The 20,936-nt window shown below is 33.5% G+C and carries 21 protein-coding genes; 11 read left to right on the top strand and 10 right to left on the bottom strand.

Annotated elements, in window-relative coordinates; translation table 11 throughout:
* Nucleotides 1-29 precede the first annotated feature (29 nt).
* From ACFSX9_RS08900 to ACFSX9_RS08885, 4 genes are all read left to right on the top strand, one after another.
* Nucleotides 30-1,190 carry a hypothetical protein gene (locus tag ACFSX9_RS08900; protein WP_379806767.1) on the top strand — a complete coding sequence of 387 codons (1,161 nt, stop codon included), beginning with the start codon at nucleotides 30-32 and terminating at the stop codon, nucleotides 1,188-1,190.
* A gap of 107 nt (nucleotides 1,191-1,297) precedes the next feature.
* Nucleotides 1,298-1,639, top strand: a complete 342-nt coding sequence (locus ACFSX9_RS08895) for a T9SS type A sorting domain-containing protein (protein WP_379806765.1) — start codon at nucleotides 1,298-1,300, stop codon at nucleotides 1,637-1,639.
* Between the two features lie 102 nt (nucleotides 1,640-1,741).
* On the top strand, nucleotides 1,742-2,518 hold the full coding sequence (locus ACFSX9_RS08890) for a T9SS type A sorting domain-containing protein (protein ID WP_379806763.1): 777 nt from the start codon (nucleotides 1,742-1,744) through the stop codon (nucleotides 2,516-2,518).
* 97 nt (nucleotides 2,519-2,615) lie between these two features.
* Nucleotides 2,616-3,596 (top strand): LuxE/PaaK family acyltransferase, encoded by a 981-nt coding sequence (locus ACFSX9_RS08885; RefSeq protein WP_379806762.1) that lies wholly within the window; start codon nucleotides 2,616-2,618, stop codon nucleotides 3,594-3,596.
* A 3-nt stretch (nucleotides 3,597-3,599) separates the two neighbouring features.
* On the opposite strand, the gene tyrS is transcribed toward ACFSX9_RS08885, so the two are convergent.
* Nucleotides 3,600-4,889, bottom strand: coding sequence for a tyrosine--tRNA ligase (gene tyrS, locus ACFSX9_RS08880; RefSeq protein WP_379806760.1), 1,290 nt, complete (start codon nucleotides 4,887-4,889; stop codon nucleotides 3,600-3,602).
* A gap of 103 nt (nucleotides 4,890-4,992) precedes the next feature.
* Here tyrS and ACFSX9_RS08875 point away from each other — a divergent pair, with 103 nt between their 5' ends.
* Entirely contained in the window at nucleotides 4,993-5,979 is a 987-nt protein-coding gene (locus ACFSX9_RS08875) for an NAD-dependent epimerase/dehydratase family protein (protein ID WP_379806758.1), read from the top strand.
* On the opposite strand, the gene ACFSX9_RS08870 is transcribed toward ACFSX9_RS08875, so the two are convergent.
* Genes ACFSX9_RS08870 through ACFSX9_RS08860 form a run of 3 tightly spaced genes read right to left on the bottom strand, consistent with a single transcriptional unit; the run spans nucleotide 5,959 to nucleotide 8,417 of the window.
* Nucleotides 5,959-6,348 (bottom strand): DUF4296 domain-containing protein, encoded by a 390-nt coding sequence (locus ACFSX9_RS08870; protein ID WP_379806756.1) that lies wholly within the window; start codon nucleotides 6,346-6,348, stop codon nucleotides 5,959-5,961. The genes ACFSX9_RS08875 and ACFSX9_RS08870 overlap by 21 nt on opposite strands.
* Nucleotides 6,349-7,695 carry a dihydroorotase gene (locus tag ACFSX9_RS08865; RefSeq protein ID WP_379806754.1) on the bottom strand — a complete coding sequence of 449 codons (1,347 nt, stop codon included), beginning with the start codon at nucleotides 7,693-7,695 and terminating at the stop codon, nucleotides 6,349-6,351.
* A complete protein-coding gene (locus ACFSX9_RS08860; RefSeq protein WP_379806753.1) occupies nucleotides 7,695-8,417 on the bottom strand; it encodes a polyprenol monophosphomannose synthase in 723 nt (240 codons plus the stop codon). The genes ACFSX9_RS08865 and ACFSX9_RS08860 overlap by 1 nt, the downstream gene beginning before the upstream one ends.
* A 104-nt stretch (nucleotides 8,418-8,521) precedes the next feature.
* On the opposite strand from ACFSX9_RS08860, the gene ACFSX9_RS08855 reads away from it, so the two are divergent.
* Both ACFSX9_RS08855 and ACFSX9_RS08850 read left to right on the top strand, forming a co-directional pair.
* The gene (locus tag ACFSX9_RS08855) at nucleotides 8,522-9,190 is read left to right on the top strand and encodes a DUF4271 domain-containing protein (protein ID WP_379806751.1); all 669 of its coding nucleotides are present in this window, start codon (nucleotides 8,522-8,524) and stop codon (nucleotides 9,188-9,190) included.
* 17 nt (nucleotides 9,191-9,207) lie between these two features.
* Entirely contained in the window at nucleotides 9,208-9,957 is a 750-nt protein-coding gene (locus tag ACFSX9_RS08850; protein WP_379807073.1) for a uroporphyrinogen-III synthase, read from the top strand.
* A 128-nt stretch (nucleotides 9,958-10,085) separates the two neighbouring features.
* Here ACFSX9_RS08850 and pckA read toward each other — a convergent pair whose 3' ends face one another.
* Together pckA and ACFSX9_RS08840 are read right to left on the bottom strand one after the other, a co-directional pair.
* Complete coding sequence (gene pckA / locus ACFSX9_RS08845) at nucleotides 10,086-11,714, bottom strand: phosphoenolpyruvate carboxykinase (ATP) (RefSeq protein WP_379806749.1); 1,629 nt, start codon at nucleotides 11,712-11,714, stop codon at nucleotides 10,086-10,088.
* 69 nt (nucleotides 11,715-11,783) lie between these two features.
* Nucleotides 11,784-12,170, bottom strand: coding sequence for a DUF423 domain-containing protein (locus ACFSX9_RS08840; protein ID WP_379806747.1), 387 nt, complete (start codon nucleotides 12,168-12,170; stop codon nucleotides 11,784-11,786).
* Nucleotides 12,171-12,294: 124 nt separating this feature from the next.
* Here ACFSX9_RS08840 and ACFSX9_RS08835 point away from each other — a divergent pair, with 124 nt between their 5' ends.
* Nucleotides 12,295-13,665, top strand: coding sequence for a saccharopine dehydrogenase family protein (locus ACFSX9_RS08835; RefSeq protein WP_379806745.1), 1,371 nt, complete (start codon nucleotides 12,295-12,297; stop codon nucleotides 13,663-13,665).
* Nucleotides 13,666-13,768: 103 nt separating this feature from the next.
* Nucleotides 13,769-14,239 carry an Lrp/AsnC family transcriptional regulator gene (locus tag ACFSX9_RS08830; protein WP_379806743.1) on the top strand — a complete coding sequence of 157 codons (471 nt, stop codon included), beginning with the start codon at nucleotides 13,769-13,771 and terminating at the stop codon, nucleotides 14,237-14,239.
* Nucleotides 14,240-14,346: 107 nt separating this feature from the next.
* Here ACFSX9_RS08830 and ACFSX9_RS08825 read toward each other — a convergent pair whose 3' ends face one another.
* The 4 genes from ACFSX9_RS08825 to ACFSX9_RS08810 all read right to left on the bottom strand — a co-directional run bounded on the left by ACFSX9_RS08825 (nucleotide 14,347) and on the right by ACFSX9_RS08810 (nucleotide 19,522).
* A complete protein-coding gene (locus tag ACFSX9_RS08825) occupies nucleotides 14,347-15,042 on the bottom strand; it encodes a zinc metallopeptidase (protein WP_379806741.1) in 696 nt (231 codons plus the stop codon).
* A 133-nt stretch (nucleotides 15,043-15,175) separates the two neighbouring features.
* Nucleotides 15,176-15,598 (bottom strand): hypothetical protein, encoded by a 423-nt coding sequence (locus ACFSX9_RS08820; protein WP_379806739.1) that lies wholly within the window; start codon nucleotides 15,596-15,598, stop codon nucleotides 15,176-15,178.
* 101 nt (nucleotides 15,599-15,699) lie between these two features.
* Nucleotides 15,700-16,305 (bottom strand): hypothetical protein, encoded by a 606-nt coding sequence (locus ACFSX9_RS08815; protein WP_379806737.1) that lies wholly within the window; start codon nucleotides 16,303-16,305, stop codon nucleotides 15,700-15,702.
* 232 nt (nucleotides 16,306-16,537) lie between these two features.
* Nucleotides 16,538-19,522, bottom strand: a complete 2,985-nt coding sequence (locus tag ACFSX9_RS08810; protein ID WP_379806735.1) for a leucine--tRNA ligase — start codon at nucleotides 19,520-19,522, stop codon at nucleotides 16,538-16,540.
* A gap of 191 nt (nucleotides 19,523-19,713) precedes the next feature.
* On the opposite strand from ACFSX9_RS08810, the gene ACFSX9_RS08805 reads away from it, so the two are divergent.
* On the top strand, nucleotides 19,714-20,589 hold the full coding sequence (locus ACFSX9_RS08805; protein WP_379806733.1) for a cell division protein FtsX: 876 nt from the start codon (nucleotides 19,714-19,716) through the stop codon (nucleotides 20,587-20,589).
* A 45-nt stretch (nucleotides 20,590-20,634) separates the two neighbouring features.
* A complete protein-coding gene (locus ACFSX9_RS08800) occupies nucleotides 20,635-20,877 on the top strand; it encodes a DUF3098 domain-containing protein (RefSeq protein ID WP_379806731.1) in 243 nt (80 codons plus the stop codon).
* Nucleotides 20,878-20,936 lie beyond the last annotated feature (59 nt).

The following is a 20,936-nucleotide window of genomic DNA, read 5'->3' as shown; positions in this document are numbered from 1 at the left end:
AAATAATCAAAACAAAAACTATTTAAATTATGAAAAAGATTTTATTGAGTTTGTCCATTTTAGCGACTACATTAATTAGCTGTTCTACAAGTGACGATGAAGGAAATACTCAAATCGTTGCGGGCGAAATAACAGGTTCGGCAACTACAAACAAAACTTTTGCTTTAGGCAATTACACTTTAAATGGAATTTACACTATTGAAAGCGGAGTAACCGTAACATTTGATGCCGGTTCAACAGTTACAGCCAACACTGCAAATGGAGTTGACGCGATTTTAGTTAAAAATGGTGGTAAATTAATTATGAATGGAACGGCTTCTCAACCAATCATTTTAACGGAAAGTTCTCAAACGCCAGGTTCTTGGGGTGGAATTATAATGTATGGCGACGCTCCTATCAATGGTGCTGGAGCAACAGCAACAAAAACATCTGAAGACGGATTAAATCTTACTTATGGAGGAACAAATCCAGCACACAACGGAGGAACTTTACGCTATGTAAGAGTTGAATATGCCGGTAAAAAAATCACGGATGGAACTAGCGAAATGAATGCATTTTCGTTTTATTCAGTAGGTTCTGGAACAATTTTAGAAAACTTAGTAGCTTATAAAGGTGCTGATGATGGTTTTGAATTTTACGGAGGAACTGTTAGTGCTTCAAATTTAATTTCTTATGGTAATTATGATGATTCTTTCGATTGGCAAGATGGTTGGAAAGGCCAAAATAATTCAAACTGGTATGCGTATCAAGTAGGAACAGGAAACTTTGGGATGGAAATTGAAGCGTCAAATAACAATAATGATTATTATCCAGTAATTTCAAATATTACTTTAAAAAGAGCTCCTGGAACAAATACTGAAGGAGGTTCGTCAGCTACAGAATTTGATGCCATTCAATTTAAGAAACAAGGAAATGGTCATTTTTCAAATATTGTAATTTCGGGTTATACCACGACTGGTGCGACTGCTGTGAGAATTCAAGATGCTGGCACAAATACAGATCAAGTTAATGGAAATAAAATTAAATTAACAGCTGTGAAAATTTTGGATGGCACTTCAGAATATGCGGGAGTAGGTGCTGTGAATGTAACTTTCCCAACTGGACAATTTACAACAAGTACAACTTCAAATGGTGCTAACTTAACAAATGGCGCTTGGTCCACAGTTGGTGGAGTTTCACTAATTCAATAGTAAAAAACTACAAATAACTACTAATCCCTCAATACTGAGGGATTTTTTGTTTGGCATCGTATTTGCTTTTAAATTTATACTATCTTTACACTTTATAATTGATGTCAATGGTGAAAAAATACTCGAAACTTATAGTCTTATTCTTTGTTTTATTTTCTTTTAGCGCTTATGCTCAGGAAAGTAAACCATCTGGTGCGTCTAAAAATCAAGAACCCACAATTGAAGGACTTTCTATTTATCCAAACCCGGTAAATAGTGGAAAAATATACATTACTACTAAATCTTCATTGGATAAAAAAGTAGAGATTTATAATGTTATTGGAAAGAAAGTTTTAGAAATAGTTATCACTTCAAAAGAGATAAACGTTTCTAATTTAGAAGCAGGAGTTTACATCATAAAAATCAAAGAAGGCGATGCGTCTGCTACAAGAAAGCTAATTATCAATTAGTTAAATCTTTCTTTTTTAACCTTAATCTTAACTTAATATCTATTTTTTAGTTTAAAACTTAAAAAGTATTTATATTTGTGTAAATTAAAAAATCAATAAAAAATGAAAAAACTTTACACTTTACTAGCATTATGCACTATTTCACTTTCTCTTAATGCTCAAACAAATCTAATACCTAATGGTGGTTTTGAAGTTTGGACTGCAGGTGCACCAGAAGGTTGGTTCGTAACGGGATCAACAGTAGCAGAAAACACTACTATTGTTCACGGTGGAACAAGTTCTTTAGGGTTGACATCACCTGCAAGTGGTAACAAAACAATTTCTCCAACAAATGACATACCAGTAACACAAGGTGCTGTATATGTTTTCTCTGGTTGGTATTTAGACAATGACGCTAATGCAAGATTTAAATTTTGGAATCAATTTAGATCAGCTTCTGGAGACACAGGTACAAATGCATTACAAGCTGCTGACTATTCTTCAGACTCTCCTACTTGGCAATTTTTCACTGCAGAAGCAACCCCTAATGCTTTAGCAACTGTTTCAAGAGCCGGCTTAAGAGTTTATCCAGGAACTGCTGGTGCTGGTGTAATCTATTTTGACGATGTTATGTTTTATGATAAAGCTACTTTATCAATGATTGATGTAGAAGGTTTTGACAATCAAGTAAAAATGGCAACACTTATTTCAGATTTCTTAACTATTGAAATGCCTACAAGAGCTACTGTAAACATTTATTCAGTTGATGGTAAATTATACAGCTCAAATAGAGTAGATAGTAATGAAGCAATAAATACTCAATCTTTAGGAGCTGGTGTTTATATTGTCACTATTCAAAACGATTATGCTAAAACTAGTAGAAAAGTTATAAAAAAATAAGCATACTCAAAGTTATAAAAAAAGCATCAACTCAAGTTGGTGCTTTTTTGTTACTATAATTTCTTAGAAAGCACGAATTCTTTCTTATTTTTGCAACATGATTTCACAAGAGGCTATTTTCCAAATCAATTCTAAAAAAGAGTTTGAAAAAATTACTTTAAAAGTTTTTCGGCACCAGTACGAAAACAATTTGGTGTATCAGCAATTTTGTAACTTCTTGAAGAAAGACAAAAATAATGTGAAAACTGTTGTAGACATTCCATTCTTACCCATTCAATTTTTTAAGAGTCACAAGGTGTTAAGTTCGAAAGATACGATTCAGACTACTTTTACGAGTAGTGGTACAACCGGAATGCAAACGAGTAAACATTTAGTAACCGATGTGAGTTGGTACGAAGAAAGCTACCGTTTGGCCTTTTCAGAATTCTACGGAAATATTGAAGATTATTGTGTTTTAGCATTACTTCCCTCCTATTTAGAACGCAAAGGCTCTTCGTTAATTCACATGGTTGAAGATTTGATTACATTAAGCAAACACCAAGAGTCAGGATTTTACCTCAACAATTATGACGAATTAATTTCGAAGTTAATTGAATTAGATAATTCAGGTCAGAATGTGTTACTAATTGGAGTTACTTTCGCTTTGTTAGATCTGATTGAAATGCAAAACTTCCAGCTGAAAAATACTATAATTATGGAAACTGGCGGCATGAAAGGCAAACGAAAAGAGCTGATTCGTGAAGAATTACATTCGCTTTTATGCGATGGTTTTGGCGTTTCTAAAATCCATTCAGAATACGGAATGACTGAGTTACTTTCGCAAGCTTATTCTTTAGGAGATGGCGTTTTCGAATGTCCGCCTTGGATGCAAATCTTAATTCGCGATGCTGAAGACGCTTTAACTTATGTTGCCGAAGGAAAAACCGGTGGAATTAATGTAATTGACTTGGCGAATATCAATTCGTGTTCATTTATTGCTACTCAAGATTTAGGCAAAAAACAACCCAACCATTCGTTTGAAGTGTTGGGCCGTTTTGATAATTCTGATATTCGAGGTTGTAATTTGATGGTTATTTAAAACCTATTTAACCTTAATTACATAATAATTTTTCTTCCCTTTTTGAAGCAACAAGAATTGGTTATTAATCAAATCTTCTTTCGTAATTATTCTATCTTCTGCTACCTTTTCCTTGTTTAAAGAAATTGCATTTTGTTTTAATTCTCTTCTCGCATCGCTGTTTGAAGCCAAGAAATTAGTTTTCGCAGCTAACGCAGCAATCATATCTAATCCTTCTTCTAAATCACTCATTGAAAGTGCAGCTTGTGGTACTCCGTCAAACACTTCTAAAAATGTTTTTTCATCTAATTTTTTCAAATCCTCCATTGACGGACTAAAGAAAGCATTCGATGCAGCGATGGCATTTTCCAAATCAGCTTCAGAATGTACCATTGTAGTAATTTCTTCCGCTAAACGCTTTTGCAATACTCTCAAATGCGGTGCTTCGTTATGTACTGCGATTAAATTTTCAATTGTTTCTTTATCTAAAAATGTAAAGATCTTGATATATTTTTCAGCATCTAAATCCGAAGTATTCAACCAGTATTGATAAAATTTATAAGGCGATGTTCTTTCGGCATCTAGCCAAATATTTCCGCCTTCAGATTTTCCGAATTTCGTTCCATCAGCTTTTGTAATTAATGGACAAGTTAAGGCATACGCTTTACCGGCTTCGATTCTTCGAACTAATTCTGTTCCTGTTGTTATATTTCCCCACTGATCACTTCCTCCCATTTGAAGCGTACATTTTTTTGCTCTGTACAAATGTAGAAAGTCAAATCCTTGTACCAATTGGTAAGTGAATTCTGTAAATGACATTCCTTCTGCAGATTCACCAGTCAAACGCTTTTTAACGGAATCTTTAGACATCATATAATTTACTGTAATATGTTTTCCTACATCACGAATAAATTCTAAAAAAGAAAAATCCTTCATCCAATCATAGTTATTTACTAGTTCAGCAGCATTTGCTTCCGCCGAAGTAAAATCTAAAAATCGAGACAATTGTCCTTTAATAGCATCTTGATTATGACGCAAAGTAGGCTCATCCAACAAATTTCTTTCGTTAGATTTTCCTGATGGATCGCCGATCATTCCGGTTGCACCACCAATTAAAGCCAACGGTTTATGACCGCTTAATTGGAAATGTCTCAATAACATCACACCCACTAAGTGACCAATATGCAATGAATCAGCTGTTGGATCAATACCCACATATGCCACACGCATTTGTTCTTTCAAATGTTCTTCTGTGCCTGGCATTACGTCGTGAAGCATTCCTCTCCAAGTCACTTCTTCAATAAAATTTTTCATTTTGTTCGTTTAATTTGCACAAAGATAGTTTTTACTTTAAAAGTTTAAAAGTTTGAAGCTTTAAAAGTGAGCCGGTGTTTAAAAGATTTACTATTTTTACAGTATGATTTTAGTTACAGGTGGAACAGGTTTGGTAGGATCTCATTTATTAGTACAACTTCTTCAAGATAATGAAGAGGTCAAAGCATTGTATCGTACAGAAAAACAAATTGAGAAAGTAAGAAAGGTTTTTATATTTAAAAATCATGAAGCGCTTTTTGAAAAAATCAACTGGGTAAAAGCAGATATTACAGATATTCCATCTTTAGAACCTGCATTTGAAAATATAACTAAAGTTTATCATTGCGCAGCTTTAATTTCATTTGACCCCAATGATGAAGATGAATTGCGAAAAGTGAATATTGAAGGTACGGCAAATATCGTGAATTGTTGTATTGATTTTAAAGTGAAGAAATTATGCTACGTAAGTTCTATAGCGGCTCTTGGTGACACAAAAGAAAATGAAACTATAGTTACAGAAGAAACGGAATGGAATCCTGAAAAATTACATGGCGATTATGCTATTACAAAATATGGTGCCGAAATGGAAGTTTGGCGTGGTTTTCAGGAAGGATTAGAAGTGGTAATTGTAAATCCAGGCGTTATTTTTGGCTACGGATTCCCTGATAAAGGAAGCGGTTTACTAATTAAAGTAGTAAAAAAAGAAAGTTCGTTTTACACGAAAGGAAACATAGGAATTGTATCTGTTGAAGATGTAACTTTTTGCATGATTCAATTAATGCGCAGTGAAATTTCGGGCGAACGATTTACACTTGTGGGCGAAAATGTAAACATCAAAGACTTATTATATTACCTGGCCGAAATCTTAAAGGTAAATCCACCTAAAATTTATGCCACAAAAGCAATTACAAGTTTAGGTTGGCGATTAGATTGGCTAATTTCAAAAATTGCTTTCAGAAAAAGAAAATTAACAAGAGCTACTGCAAAAGCATCACATTCAAAAGAATTATACGAAGCACAAAAACTAACAAATACGCTCGGTTTTAATTTCCAGAAAAAAGAATCTTATTTATCTAAGATCATCTGCTAAAGACTTAGTTTTTCCCTTTTTTAGCGAATCCTTTTCTTTAGCTTCTGGAACTAATTCTATTGCCTCTATACGTTTTAATACATTCTTATGCATCTTTTTGTATTTTTTTACATCCGCTGCATAATACTTTTGATTTTGATGATAGGTTAAACTATCAATCTCATATTTCTCATAAATATAGGTATTGGGATCCACACCATTTTTAGCTAACGTTTGCGCCATAGAAAGTCCGGCTACTTGCAAAATTGAAGCATCAAACATTATATCCTCCATTACTTCCTCACTTAACATTTTATCCGGTTTAGGCACCGGATTATTAGAGCAGGAAGTAATAATAATTCCAAGAAACACGATTAATAGTTTTTTCATTTATATCGTTCTTTCAAATAATAAGCGTTGTCCTACTTTTTTGTCTTTCACTTTTCCGTTGATAAACACTAACTTTCCATTCACAAAAGTATGTGTAATTCTCGATTTAAAGTTATAGCCTTCGAACGGAGACCAACCACATTTTGCTAAAATATTTTCCTTTTTTACATTCCAAGGTAAATAAGCGTTTACGATAGCAATATCCGCATAATAGCCTTCACGAATAAACCCACGTTTTTCTATTTTGAAAATTTTTGCAGGATTATGACACATCTTCTCAACAATTTTCTCTACCGAAATCTTACCTTGATGATGTGCTTCAAACATCGCCACAACGGCATGTTGAACCATTGGCCCACCTGCAGGAGAAGAAGTGTATGGTTTTGATTTTTCTTCCAAAGTATGTGGTGCGTGATCCGTTGCAATAACATCAATTCTGTCATCTAACAAAGCTTTCCACAGTGCGTCTTTATCTTCTTGCGTTTTAACCGCAGGGTTCCACTTAATTAACGCGCCTCTTTTTTCATAATCTGCATCTGTAAACCATAAATGATGTACACAAACCTCAGCTGTTATTTGTTTTTCTTCTAAAGGAATTTTATTAGTAAACAAATCCATTTCTTTAGCCGTAGATAAATGAAAAACATGTAATCTCGCTCCCGTTTTCTTAGCTAATTCAATAGCTGTTGAAGACGAAATATAACAAGCTTCAGCACTTCTGATTAAATGATGATATTTTACAGGAATATCGTCGCCGTATTCCTCTTTGTATTTTTCTAAATTTGCTTTAATCGTTGCTTCATCTTCACAATGAACAGCAATTAACATCTTAGTAGACGAAAAAATCTTTTCTAAAACGTCCTTATCGTCTACTAACATATTTCCTGTTGAAGAACCTAAAAACAATTTAATCCCAGCAACATTTCTAGGGTTGGTTTTTAAAATTTCTTCTAAATTATCGTTAGTTCCACCCATCATAAACGAATAATTCGCATAAGATGTTCGGGAAGCAATTTCATATTTATCTTCTAAAAGCTCCTGAGTAATTGCATTCGGAACCGTGTTCGGCTGCTCTATAAACGAAGTAATCCCTCCGGCTATTGCCGCTCTACTTTCGGTTTCTATAGTTCCTTTATGCGTTAAACCTGGCTCTCTAAAATGTACTTGATCATCAATTGCACCCGGAATTACATAACTCCCTTCGGCATCGATAATTATACAATCAGATGACTTAGGGCTTATTTTTTCAGCAATTTCTTTGATGAATTCATTTTCAATTAAAATATCACCTTCAAAAATAACTCCCTCATTTACTATCTTAGCATTCCTAATTAAAAACGTATTCATTATAATGTATTAAATATTTTTCGTAATCTTAATAATATCACACCTACCACAGCTTCGCGAATGATGCCACCACTCATTTTTGACTGCCCTTTTGTTCTATCTGTAAAAATAATTGGCACTTCTACAATATGAAACTTCTTGACAAAGGCTCTGTATTTCATTTCAATTTGAAACGCATATCCCACAAACTTAATTTTGTCCAAGTTTATTGTTTCTAAAACAATTCTTCTATAACATTTAAACCCTGCAGTTGCATCGGCAATTTTCATTCCAGTAATTATTCGAACATAAACGGAAGCAAAATAAGATAGTAAAACACGACTTAATGGCCAGTTTACTACATTGACTCCATTCGAATATCTTGAACCTATTGCTAAATCTGCTCCATTTTGACAAGCAAGAAGCAATTTTTCCAAGTCATTTGGGTTGTGAGAAAAATCAGCATCCATTTCAAAAATGTACTCATATCCACGTGAAAGCGCCCATTTAAATCCATGAACATAGGCAGTTCCAAGTCCAGATTTCTTAGTGCGAACCTCTAAAAACAGTCTGTTTTCAAACTGCTCTTGCATCTCTCGCACCTTACTAGCCGTACCATCTGGAGAATTATCGTCCACAATTAAAACATGAAACGAAGTGGACAAATCAAAAACCGCTGTTATGATTGCTTCAATATTCTCAATTTCGTTATAAGTGGGGATTATGACAACTCCTTGAACCATTTTATGATTTAATTTATTGCAAAAATAAGTTATTTCTTCAGTTAAATTCTTAATAATTATATAATAATCATTTTGAAAGTATTTTTTGTAATTTTGCAAAATATATGTTAGCATTTGAATTACATGATCGAATAATTGCAAACAAAGATTGGGCAACCATTTTGTTTGTTTTTTGCGTGGGAATTATCGCCGTAAACAAGGCTGTTTCATCGGTGCGTTTTAACGAGTTTTTACGCTTAGCGTATTCTAACAAGTACACAAAAATGTATCGTGACAGCAGTAATCTAATGAGTACGTTCACGATGTCTATGTTTTTTGTTCAACTTATATCCTTGTCTTTTTTCATACTTTTAGTGTTGAATCAATTTGGAAAAGTGAAATCGAAAGCAGATTTTATCGTTTTTATCCAAATTTTTACTTTTCTAAGTGTTTTCATCTTGTCAAAATTCTTAATTGAAAAGATTATTGCGACTGCTTTTAAGATGGAAGAGTTCAATGAGCAGTTTAATTTATTGAAAGTAAACTACCGGGCTTATTTTGGCTTAATTCTAATCCCCATCAATATCATATTGTTTTACAACTCATTTGATTCAAATTTATTCTTTTGGATATTAATAGCTGCATTATTCGTAATTAACTTAACGACTTACGTTGTTGCATTGAAATTATATCAAAATTTGCTGATGCGTAAAATATTTTATTTTATTTTGTATCTTTGCACCCTCGAAATAGCTCCGTACTATTTCATTTATAATTGGTTTACAAAAAATTAGAGAGAAATATGTCAAATTTGAAAGTGAAAACAATATTAGTTTCACAACCAGAACCGAAAGTAGAAAATTCTCCTTATTTTGAGCTTCAGAATAAATTGAAAGTAAAGGTTGATTTCAGACCTTTTATTCATGTTGAAGGACTTGCTGCAAAAGAAGTGAGAGCTCAGAAAATAGATTTAAACAACTTTACTGCTATAATTTTAACTAGCAGAAATTCTGTTGATCACTTTTTTAGAGTGGCAGAAGAGATGCGCTATAAAATACCTGAAGATTTAAAATATTTTTGTCAGTCAGAAGCTGTTGCGTTCTACTTGCAACGTTATGTGGTATACAGAAAGAGAAAGATATATGTAGGTCAAAAAGACTTTGTAGACATGTCTCCATTGATTAAGAAATACAAAGACGAAAAATTCTTACTACCTTCTTCTGATCAATTGAATGTTGAAGTTCCTCAAACACTTGATGGCTTAAAGGTGGAATGGACACAAGCAACTTTTTACAAAACCGTAATGAGTGATTTATCTGACTTAAAAGATGTGTATTACGACATTTTAGCGTTTTTTAGTCCAACAGGGATCAAATCATTGTTCAAAAACTTTCCTGACTTCAAGCAAAATGACACACGTATTGCTGTTTTTGGACCTTCTACTCAAAAAGAAGCACTTGACTGTGGTCTTAGAGTAGATATCATGGCGCCGAGCCCAGGGACTCCTTCAATGACAGGAGCGTTAGAAAAATATATCAACGAAGTGAACAAAGGAAAATAATTCCAAACGTTCTTAAAAGATAAAATCCCAAATTCTAAAAGAGTTTGGGATTTTTTTTACACTTAATTTATACGCCATAAAAAAAGTCCCGATTTCTCGAGACTTTCATTATTATATTCAATTGGATATTATCCCACTTGTGGTCCAGCCACAACAAGACTTTTCCCTTCTTCATTATCCGTATATTGTACAAAGTTCTTAACAAATCTAGAAGCTAAATCTGTTGCTTTTGTATTCCATTCTGCAGCATAAGCATAAGTATCTCTTGGATCTAAAATCTCAGGATTTACATTGTTTAATGATGTAGGAACTACAAAATTGAATGTTGGAATTACTTTAGTATCCGCTTTTTCAATTGAACCATCTAAAATTGCATCAATAATAGCACGTGTGTCTTTTATAGAAATACGTTTTCCTGTTCCATTCCAACCAGTATTTACCATATAAGCTGTCGCCTTGTGCTCTTCCATTTTCTTAACCAATTCTTCACCATATTGTGTAGGGTGTAATGATAAGAAAGCTTTTCCGAAACAAGCAGAGAATGTTGGTTCTGGTTGCGTTACTCCTCTTTCAGTTCCTGCTAATTTAGCTGTGAAACCTGATAGGAAATAATATTTAGTTTGCTCTGGAGTCAATTTAGAAACCGGAGGCATTACTCCAAAAGCATCTGCCGTTAAGAAAATTACTTTTGTAGCATGTCCTGCTTTAGAAACAGGTCTTACAATATTGTCAATGTGATTAATTGGGTAAGAAACACGTGTGTTTTGTGTTACACTACCATCTTTAAAGTCAATTTTTCCGCCAGCATCAACTGTTACGTTTTCCAACAAAGCATCTTTTCTGATAGCACCATAAATATCTGGTTCGTTTTCTTTACTTAAGTCGATTGTTTTTGCGTAGCATCCACCTTCAAAGTTGAAAACACCATCATTATCCCATCCGTGCTCATCGTCTCCAATTAATTCACGTTTTGGATCTGTTGATAAAGTTGTTTTCCCTGTTCCAGATAAACCGAAGAAAATTGCAACATCACCAGCAGCGCCTTTATTTGCAGAACAGTGCATTGATGCCATTCCTTGTAAAGGCAAATAATAGTTCATCATAGAGAACAATCCTTTTTTCATTTCTCCACCATACCAAGTACCACCAATCAATTGGATTTTCTCGGTTAAGTTGAAAGCAACATATACTTCAGAATTTAGGCCGTAATCCGCATAGTTCTTGAAAGTTGTTTTTGAACCGTTTATCACCACAAAATCAGGCTCACCGAAATTAGCTAATTCTTCTTCCGTAGGACGAATAAACATATTTTTTACAAAGTGCGCTTGCCATGCTACTTCCATAATAAAACGAACTTTCAATCTTGAATTTTCGTTTGCACCACAAAAAGCATCCACAACGAACAATCTTTTACCTGAAAGTTCACTAACCGTGTTTTCTTTCAATGCATTCCATGTATCTTGAGAAATAGGCTTATTGTCATTTGCTGCTTTATCAGAATTCCACCAAACCGTGTTTTCTGTTACGCTATCTTTTACAATGTATTTATCTTTTGGTGAACGACCAGTGAATTCCCCAGTCATTACATTAACCGCTCCAAGTTCTGATAACTGCCCTCTTTCGAAACCTTCTAAAGCCGGATTTAATTCTTCCTCATATAAAAACTCATATGAAGGATTGTATATTAATTCTGATACATTAACGATTCCGTATTTTTCTAACGAAATCGACTTCGTATTATTGGCATTCGTATTCATAAGTTGTGTGTTATGTGTATGTTTAATAAAGTGCAAAATTATAAATTTAATTTCAGATAGCCTTTCAAATTATTGTTTTTTACTTAAAATAGTGTAAAACAAGTAGCTCCAAGCCGAAATCAACAAGAATCCTCCAATAGGCGTAATTGGTCCTAAGAATTTAGTTTTCATGTTTGTAATGCCGTTTGTCGCTAATAAATAGATAGAACCTGAGAAAAGCAACACTCCTGAAATTGTTAACCAAAATATCACCATTCGTTCTTTTTCATCCAAAAAAGCAAATGTTCCAATAAATAATAAAAACAAAGCGTGATACATTTGATAACGCACACCTACCTCAAAAGATTGTAATTGTTCTAAAGAAAGTGACTTTTTTAACGCATGAGCGCCAAAAGCACCTAATACTATTGCCAAAAGACCTATTATCGCTGCGGTTAAAAGAATTTTCTTATCCATTATTTTATATTTGAGACCAAAGGTAATAAAAGTTTCAATGTTAAAATAAGATATAAATTAGAAAAAAACTTTCATAAATATAACATTTTATTATCTTCGTGTTATATTTACAACACACTACAAGATGAGAAATATTTTAGTAATTGGTGCTGGTCGTTCAGCATCATCACTTATAAAATACTTATTAGAACATTCTGAAAAGGAAAATCTTCACATAACTATTGGCGATTTGTCCGAAGAACTAGCCAAACAAAAAACAAAAAATCATAAAAATGCTACTGCCATTGCGTTTGATATCTTCAATGAATCACAACGCCAGGCCCAAATTCAGAAAGCAGACATAGTCGTTTCAATGCTTCCAGCACATTTACATATTGAAGTTGCCAGAGATTGCGTAGTGTTCAAAAAACACATGGTTACTGCTTCTTATGTAAGCCCTGCAATGCAAGAATTAGACACTGCTGCAAAAGTAAACGGTTTGGTTTTTATGAACGAAATTGGGCTTGACCCAGGAGTAGATCATATGAGTGCCATGAAGGTAATTGACGAAATTCGTGCTAAAGGCGGTAAAGTAATCTTATTTGAGTCCTTTTGTGGCGGTTTAGTAGCCCCAGAAAGCGACACAAATCTTTGGAACTATAAATTCACATGGAATCCTAGAAACGTAGTTTTAGCAGGTCAAGGTGGAGCTGCAAAATTTATTCAAGAAGGCGATTACAAATATATTCCGTATTCGAAATTATTCAGAAGAACTGAATTTTTAGATGTAGAAAATTACGGAAGATTTGAAGCCTATGCAAATAGAGATTCCTTAAAATACAGAAGCGTTTACGGCTTAGACAATGCATTAACCTGTTATCGTGGAACAATTAGAAGAGTTGGATATTCTAGAGCTTGGGATATCTTAGTTCAACTAGGAATGACTGATGATTCTTATACGATCGATAATTCTGAAGAAATGACATATCGTGAATTTACAAATTCATTTTTACCTTACCACCCCACAGATACCGTTGAAATTAAGTTGCGATACATTCAAAGAATTGAGCAAGACGATATCATTTGGGACAAATTAGTAGAATTAGATCTATTTAATCCTACTAAAAAGATTGGTTTAGTTAAAGCTACTCCTGCTCAGATCTTGGAGAAAATTCTTCATGAAAGCTGGGCATTGCAACCAAATGATAAAGATATGATTGTTATGTATCATAAATTTGGGTACGAATTAAATGGCGAAAAGAAACAAATCGACGCTACAATGGTTTGTTTAGGAGACGATCAAACCTACACAGCAATGGCAAAAACAGTTGGATTACCAGTAGCAATAGCTACAGTAAAAATATTAAATAAAGAAATTACAACGCCTGGCGTTCAAATGCCAATAACAAAAGAAGTTTACGAACCTATTTTGAAAGAATTGGAATCTTATGGTATCGTATTTAAAGAAATGGATACCTTATATCTGGGCTACAATCCACTTAATATTAAGATTTAGTTTAAAAAATAAATTATATTCTAAAATCCGAAAGCTTAATTGATTTCGGATTTTTTGTTTCAATTCGAATCAATTTTGTATTTTTACTTTCAAAGAAAAGCAAATGAAGATAAATCACTTACAAATTGAAATTGACGGAATCGACAAGGAAATCCTGAGAGATTTGATGGAAGATGCTCGAAAGCCTATTTTGCAGATTGCGAATAAAATTGGAATTTCGGGAGCTGCGATTCATCAACGCTTGCGAAAATTAGAAAATGCAGGCGTAATTTCAGGCTCAAAATTCATTGTCAATACTAAAGTTTTAGGTTATAGTACGATGGCATTCATTGGAATTTATTTAGAAAAAGCATCTAATAATCCGGAAGTAGTAAAAGAATTAAAGAAAATACCCGAAGTTTTAGAATGTCATTATACTACCGGAAATTGGAGTATTTTAATCAAAATCATCTGTAGAGATAACGAACATTTGATGTTGTTATTGAATAAGAAAATTCAACCTATTGCAGGTGTTTCGAGAACTGAAACCTATATTTCTTTGGACCAACAAATTGAAAGACAAATACAATTGTAAAATTCTAAAACGGAAATTCTAAATTCAAAACTTCAAGAAGTGCACAAATAAAAAAATCCAAACTCCTTAATTGGAATTTGGATTTTATATTTTTAAAAACTTTGTACTTAATCTCTTGAACCTAAAATTCTAACTGCCCAATACAATAACGAAGCTAATGCTCCTAAAGCCGCTACTACATAAGTTCTAGCCGCCCATTTTAGTGAATCTTCAGCTCCAGCATATTCTTGTTGGCTTAACATGTTTTTGTTTTTCAACCAAGCTAATGCTCTATTACTTGCATCATATTCAACAGGAAGCGTAATAAAACTAAATACAGTTGCGATTGTCATCAAAACCAAACCTGCGATTGCCACATAAAAACCAATTCCAGATTTTGACGCAAAACCTAAAATCAATCCTCCCATAATTAACCACTGCGACATGCTTGAAGAAACATTTACCATTGGTACCATTCTAGAGCGCATAGTCAACCATTGATAAGTTTGAGCATGTTGAACAGCATGACCACATTCATGAGCCGCAACTGCTGCTGCTGCTGCATTTCTTTGATTATAAACTGCTTCTGACAAATTAACGGTTTTATTAGCTGGATTGTAATGATCCGTTAACTGCCCCGGCGTAGAAATCACTTGAACTCCCGTGATACCGTGATCAGCTAACATTTTTTCTGCAATTTCGGCACCACTCATTCCATTACGCAATGTAATTTTTGAATAGAATTCAAACTTGCTTTTCAGTTTTCTACTGACCAACCAACTGAATAGAGCAATTGCTCCAATCATAATATAATATTCTAACATAGCTGTTTTTCTTTAATTTCTAAATTTACTATAATCTATTACAAATTGCAAGCCAAAATACACAAATGACAAATTGACAATTTATCGACTGGATGTAATAAACGCCACCAATTCTTTAGTCTGATAATTGCTATTAATTTTGCATTTGTTTTACGGGCGATGTTTTAGAAACATCCATTACAGGAACCATTCCATTAGTAGGCACATATATAATTTGCGGTAAACTACCTTTATCCGCTAATTTTTCTAAGGTTCTAATGAATAAATATTGGTTATACGTTTCGCTCAAAGTTCCATTTTCTAATTTCATTGCTTCGGCCATACCTTTAGCACGTTCCACCTCAGCTTGAGCGTTTAATTTTTCAGCTTCCAATTTGGCTTTAGCTTCTTCTACTAAAATTCTTCGATTTTGCTCCGCTTTTGCCATTTCTGCTTTTCCTACCATTTCTTGTTGCCAAACATTATATCGTGGCAAACCAAACATTAATAAAGCTACAAATGCAATTCCAACAGCGACAAGACCGAAGGCGTATTTTCCAAAATTAATTTTTTCCATTTCTTACTAGTTTTAGTTCCTCTATTATACGCAGAATTTGAAAAAAGTTACAATTTTAAAATAAAAATATAAAAAAACCTCCATTACTGAAGGTTATTTATCTAAGAAGCAGTTTCTAGCTTTTTTATTTTTTTCATTTCATTAAAGAAATCTCTTTTTATAGCTTGTTCTCGTTCAATACTTACTCTTCGGAAAGATTCATATTCATCTTCCAGCTCCTGCAGTGTTAATTTTGAACTGCTAGTAATACTATTAGCACGTTTAAATTTAAAAAATAAAAATGTGGAAAGACCAAGAAAGCCAAATACAAGTAGCCATACAGAAGTGGTAAATGATTTTTTATTAAAATCCATTCCTAAAAAACTAACACTATTAAGATCTCCTGACAAAACCGTATTGGTATTCTGAAGTGCCACAACTTGACTTTGCAATGTAGCAATAGTGTTCTCCTTTGCTTTTAATTGCTTTTGAGTAGCTTGTTTTTGCGTCTTTTCATGCGCTACATAATTCCCTAAATTAGACTGAAAGCTCACAATCCAATTTTCCTCAACTACCTTATAATTTTTATAAGGCAAAGAATTATTTCTTAATACTGAAAACTGATCCAACAATTTTTCGCCGGAAACAAAATTTTGATTCACTTCTTCTGCTTGTAGTAGCATAAAACTACTGCACAGCAAAACAAGTGTGCTAAATTTTCTATTCATAGTTTATCGATTTGGGGTTAATAAAATCTAATAGAATGTTACTATACGTTTTACAAACTAATTGTTTGAAATTCAAATATATAAAATCTCAAAATATAAACGTCACTTTTTTAAAAAAATTGTATAAAATTTTAAATATCAGCATGTTACTCAAATACAAAACCCTTTTATTTTTAACAAAAAAACCCAACAAAATGTTGGGTTTTAATCAATTTCTATGAATTTATCTTAATTATCCTACTAAATTAATGATTTTTCCAGGGATAATAATTACTTTTTTAGGCGTATTTCCAGCTAATTGTGCAATGGTTCTTTCGTCTGCCATAACAATTTCTTCAATTTGTGTTGCGCTTAAATCCAAAGATAATTTAATAGTAAAACGCATTTTTCCATTGAACGAAACCGGATATTCCTTTTCAGATTCTACCAAATATTTAGGTTCGAAAATTGGAAAATCTACTAAAGCTACAGAACCTGAATGACCTAAAGCATGCCATAATTCCTCTGCAATATGAGGTGCGTAAGGCGAAACCAAAATTGCTAATGGCTCTAAAATGGCTCTGTGGTTGCATTTTAATTGTTGCAATTCGTTGACACAAATCATAAACTGTGAAACCGAAGTGTTAAAAGAGAAATTCTCAATATCTTCCGTTACTTTCTTGATGGTTTTGTGTAGCGATTTGTACATTTCAGCCGTTGGTTCTTCGTCTTTAACAACCGAACCATTTTCGTCATAATACAAACGCCATAATTTTTTAAGGAAGCCAAAAACACCAGATATTCCTGAAGTGCTCCAAGGTTTTTGTTGTTCTAACGGCCCTAAAAACATTTCATATAAACGTAAAGTATCGGCTCCATATTCATTACAAATATCATCTGGATTGACTACATTGTATTTTGATTTGGACATTTTTTCTACTTCACGACCGACAATGTATTTTCCATCTTCTAAAATGAATTCTGCATTTGCGTAATCCGTATATAATGGATGTTTCTTGAATGCTTCAATATCTAATTCATTAGTAATGTCATTGATTAATGATAAATCAACGTGGATAGGGCTAAAAGATATTTCTCTAACCAGTAAATCATTACGATTTGGATATGTCTTAAGAAGAATTTTATTTAATTCTAACTTTAATAACTCAATTTCTTTTCTTTGAGATGAAGAAACTAAAACATTTGGCAAGATTGAATTATCAAAATCGTCAGTCCCATTTATTGACCACAAAACCCTATAAACAAATGCACTCATTCCCAAAATCATTCCTTGATTGATCAATTTCTTGAACGGTTCTTCTGTTGGTGCGAAACCTTTATCTTTTAGAAATTTATTCCAAAAACGAGAATACAATAAATGGCCTGTTGCGTGTTCGCTTCCACCAATATATAAATCGACACTTTCCCAATAATTTATGGCTTCGGTGCTTGCGAAATCTTCTTCGTTTTTCGCATCCATATAACGCATCCAATACCAAGACGAACCTGCCCAACCTGGCATCGTGTTCAATTCTAATGGAAAAACGGTTACATTATCTATTAACTGATTACTAACCACATAACACTTTTCGCTGTCCCAAGCCCAATTTATTGCATTTCCTAATGGCGGTTGACCATCTTCTGTAGGTAAATATTTTTCTACTTCTGGCAATACGATTGGCAAATTTTTTTTATCAATCATTTGTGGTAAACCATTCACATAATACACTGGAAAAGGTTCACCCCAATAACGCTGACGCGAAAATACAGCATCACGCAAACGGTAATTTATTTTAGCATTTCCAGCTTGCATATTTTCTAAAGCTTCTATGGCTTTTTTCGTACCAGTTTTATAATCTAATCCGTTTAAAAAATCAGAATTTATTAGCTCGAAGCCACCTTTTTCGCCATAAGCTGCTTCTGAAATATCTTGATTGAAAATATTCTTAATTTCGGGCATTCCGTTTGTTCCTTTGGAGAAATTCGCGAAAGCGTAATCACGTTCATCGCCACACGGAACCGCCATCACAGCACCTGTTCCATAACCTGCCAATACATAATCGCCAATCCAAACTGGAATCGGTTCTTTAGTAAACGGATGTTCAGCATAAGCTCCAGTGAAAACTCCAGAAATCGTTTTTACGTCCGCCATACGCTCACGTTCCGAACGTTTTGCAGTCGCTTCAACATACGATTCAACTGCTGCTTTTTGTTCCGAAGTTGTAATTTTCGCAACCAAATCGTGTTCTGGTGCTAAAGTCATAAACGTAACTCCGAAAATTGTATCAGGACGAGTAGTGAATACCGGAATTCTAAATTCTGAATTCTGAATTCTAAATTCAACGTGTGCTCCTACTGATTTCCCAATCCAATTTCTTTGCGATTCCTTAATAGATTCACTCCAATCGATTTCGTTTAAACCTTGTAATAATCTTTCGGCATAAGCAGAAATCCGCATTGACCATTGTGTCATTTTTTTACGAACAACTGGATGTCCACCACGTTCTGAAACGCCGTTTACGATTTCGTCATTCGCTAAAACTGTTCCTAAAGCAGCACACCAATTCACTTCGGTTTCTGCCAAATAGGTTAATCTATATTGTAAAAGTATTTGTTGTTGTTCTTCTGATGAAAAAGCATTCCATTCTGAACCTTCAAAAGGTGAAATATGATCATCACAAACCGCATTTACAGTAGCATTTCCCTCTTTTTCGAAAACAGCCGTTAAAGTCGAAATATCTTCCGCTTTATCGGTGTCTTTATTGTACCAAGAATTGAATAATTGGATGAAAATCCATTGGGTATGTTTGTAATAATCAGGATTTGAAGTGCGGACCTCACGACTCCAATCAAATGAAAATCCGATTTTATCTAGTTGATTTCTATATCCTTGAATAACATTTCCCGCCTTGTCTACACCGCCTTCAATGTTCATTCGCGTTGTATCAGCAGGATGTTGCCCAGTTTGAATTGCATATTGTTCCGCTGGTAAACCAAATGAATCATAACCTTGTGGATGCAAAACATTAAAACCTTTGTGTCTTTTATAACGTGCCACAATATCCGAAGCAATGTAACCAAGCGGATGCCCAACATGTAGACCCGCTCCAGAAGGATAAGGAAACATATCTAACACATAATATTTCGGTTTAGTTGATTGGTTTGATGCAGCAAATGTTTGATTTTCTGCCCAATATTGTTGCCATTTGGCTTCGATTTCACTTGGAAAATATTTCATATATCAATTTTCAATAGCTAGTTATTAATTTTCATTATTAGATTGCGCACTTGACTACAAACTGCGAATGATCACTAAAAACAGAATTTAAGGTGCAAATTTACGTTTTATAATACTAAAGTTAAAACTTTGTTGTTATATTCTGTGTAAACAAAATATCTTTCCTATTTTTACAGCTTAAATTGAATTCTATGGCATCATCATTTGAAAATTACAACAAGCGACGTTTAATTTCGTCTTACTTTTCGGTAGTTTTAAGTATTTTTTTAGTTTTATTCCTTTTGGGAACATTAGGTCTATTTGTTATTAATTCTAAAAAAATATCAAATGATTTTAAAGAAAATATTCCAATGACAGTTTTCTTTAAAAATGAAGCGAATGATAGCGCACTGAGTGCTTTTGACACAGACATTAAGAATTCAAAATTCATTAAAAATTACGCCTTCGTTCACAAGGACAGCGCCGCTAAAAATAACGTTGATATTGTAGGAAAAGATTTCATGGAGTTTTTAGGCTTCAATCCGCTGCAAAATTCTTTTGACATTCATTTGAAAGGAGATTATGTGAATACGGATAGCATCGCAAAAATTGAAAAGACAATTCGTAAAAATGAAATGGTTACCGAAATCATTTACGACAAGCAATTAGTGGATTTGGTTAACGACAATGTGAAAGAAATTAGTTTCTGGATTTTAATTGTGAGCGGACTTCTTTCTGTTGTGGCAATGTTATTAATTAATAGTTCATTACGACTTTCAGTATATTCACATCGCTTTACAATCAAAACGATGCAAATGGTAGGCGCAACAAAATCTTTTATTAGAAAACCTTTCATTTGGACGAGCATCAAATTAGGATTAATTGGTTCGGCTTTAGCAATTTTCGGAATACTTGGCGTTGTAGCTTATGTTGATGGCTTGTTTCCAAGTTTAGGTATTGCGAAAGATTACGTTTCTATTGGAATTGTAATTTTAGGAGTATTAGGAGTAGGAATTATTATAACTTGGATTAGCACATTCTTTGCAACCCAACGTTTCTTGAATTTAAAAACTGACGATTTGTATTAATTTAATGTTTTCGATTAATGATTTCTGAGAAGTAAAATAAAAAATATGAAAAACGATAACAATAAGCCTGAGTTTCTTTTCAGCACTTTAAATTATAAAATACTTTTAATAGGATTAGGAGTAATTGCACTTGGATTTATTTTAATGAGCGGTGGCGGTAGCCAAGACCCGAACGTTTTCAATGAAGAGATCTTTAATTTTAGAAGAATTCGTTTAGCACCAACCGTTGTATTAATCGGCTTTGGCATTACGATTTACTCCATATTAAAAAATCCAAATAAAAAATAGTTTTCATTACACAGTTGCGGTTTTCAGTTTCAGTATGCCTGATAGAAAACTAGCGCCAA

The sequence above is a fragment of the Flavobacterium ardleyense genome (assembly GCF_042686085.1).
GTDB classification, from domain to species: domain Bacteria; phylum Bacteroidota; class Bacteroidia; order Flavobacteriales; family Flavobacteriaceae; genus Flavobacterium; species Flavobacterium ardleyense.
The sequence above is the reverse complement of the archived record's forward strand: the minus strand, read 5'-3'. Positions and strand labels throughout refer to the sequence as shown.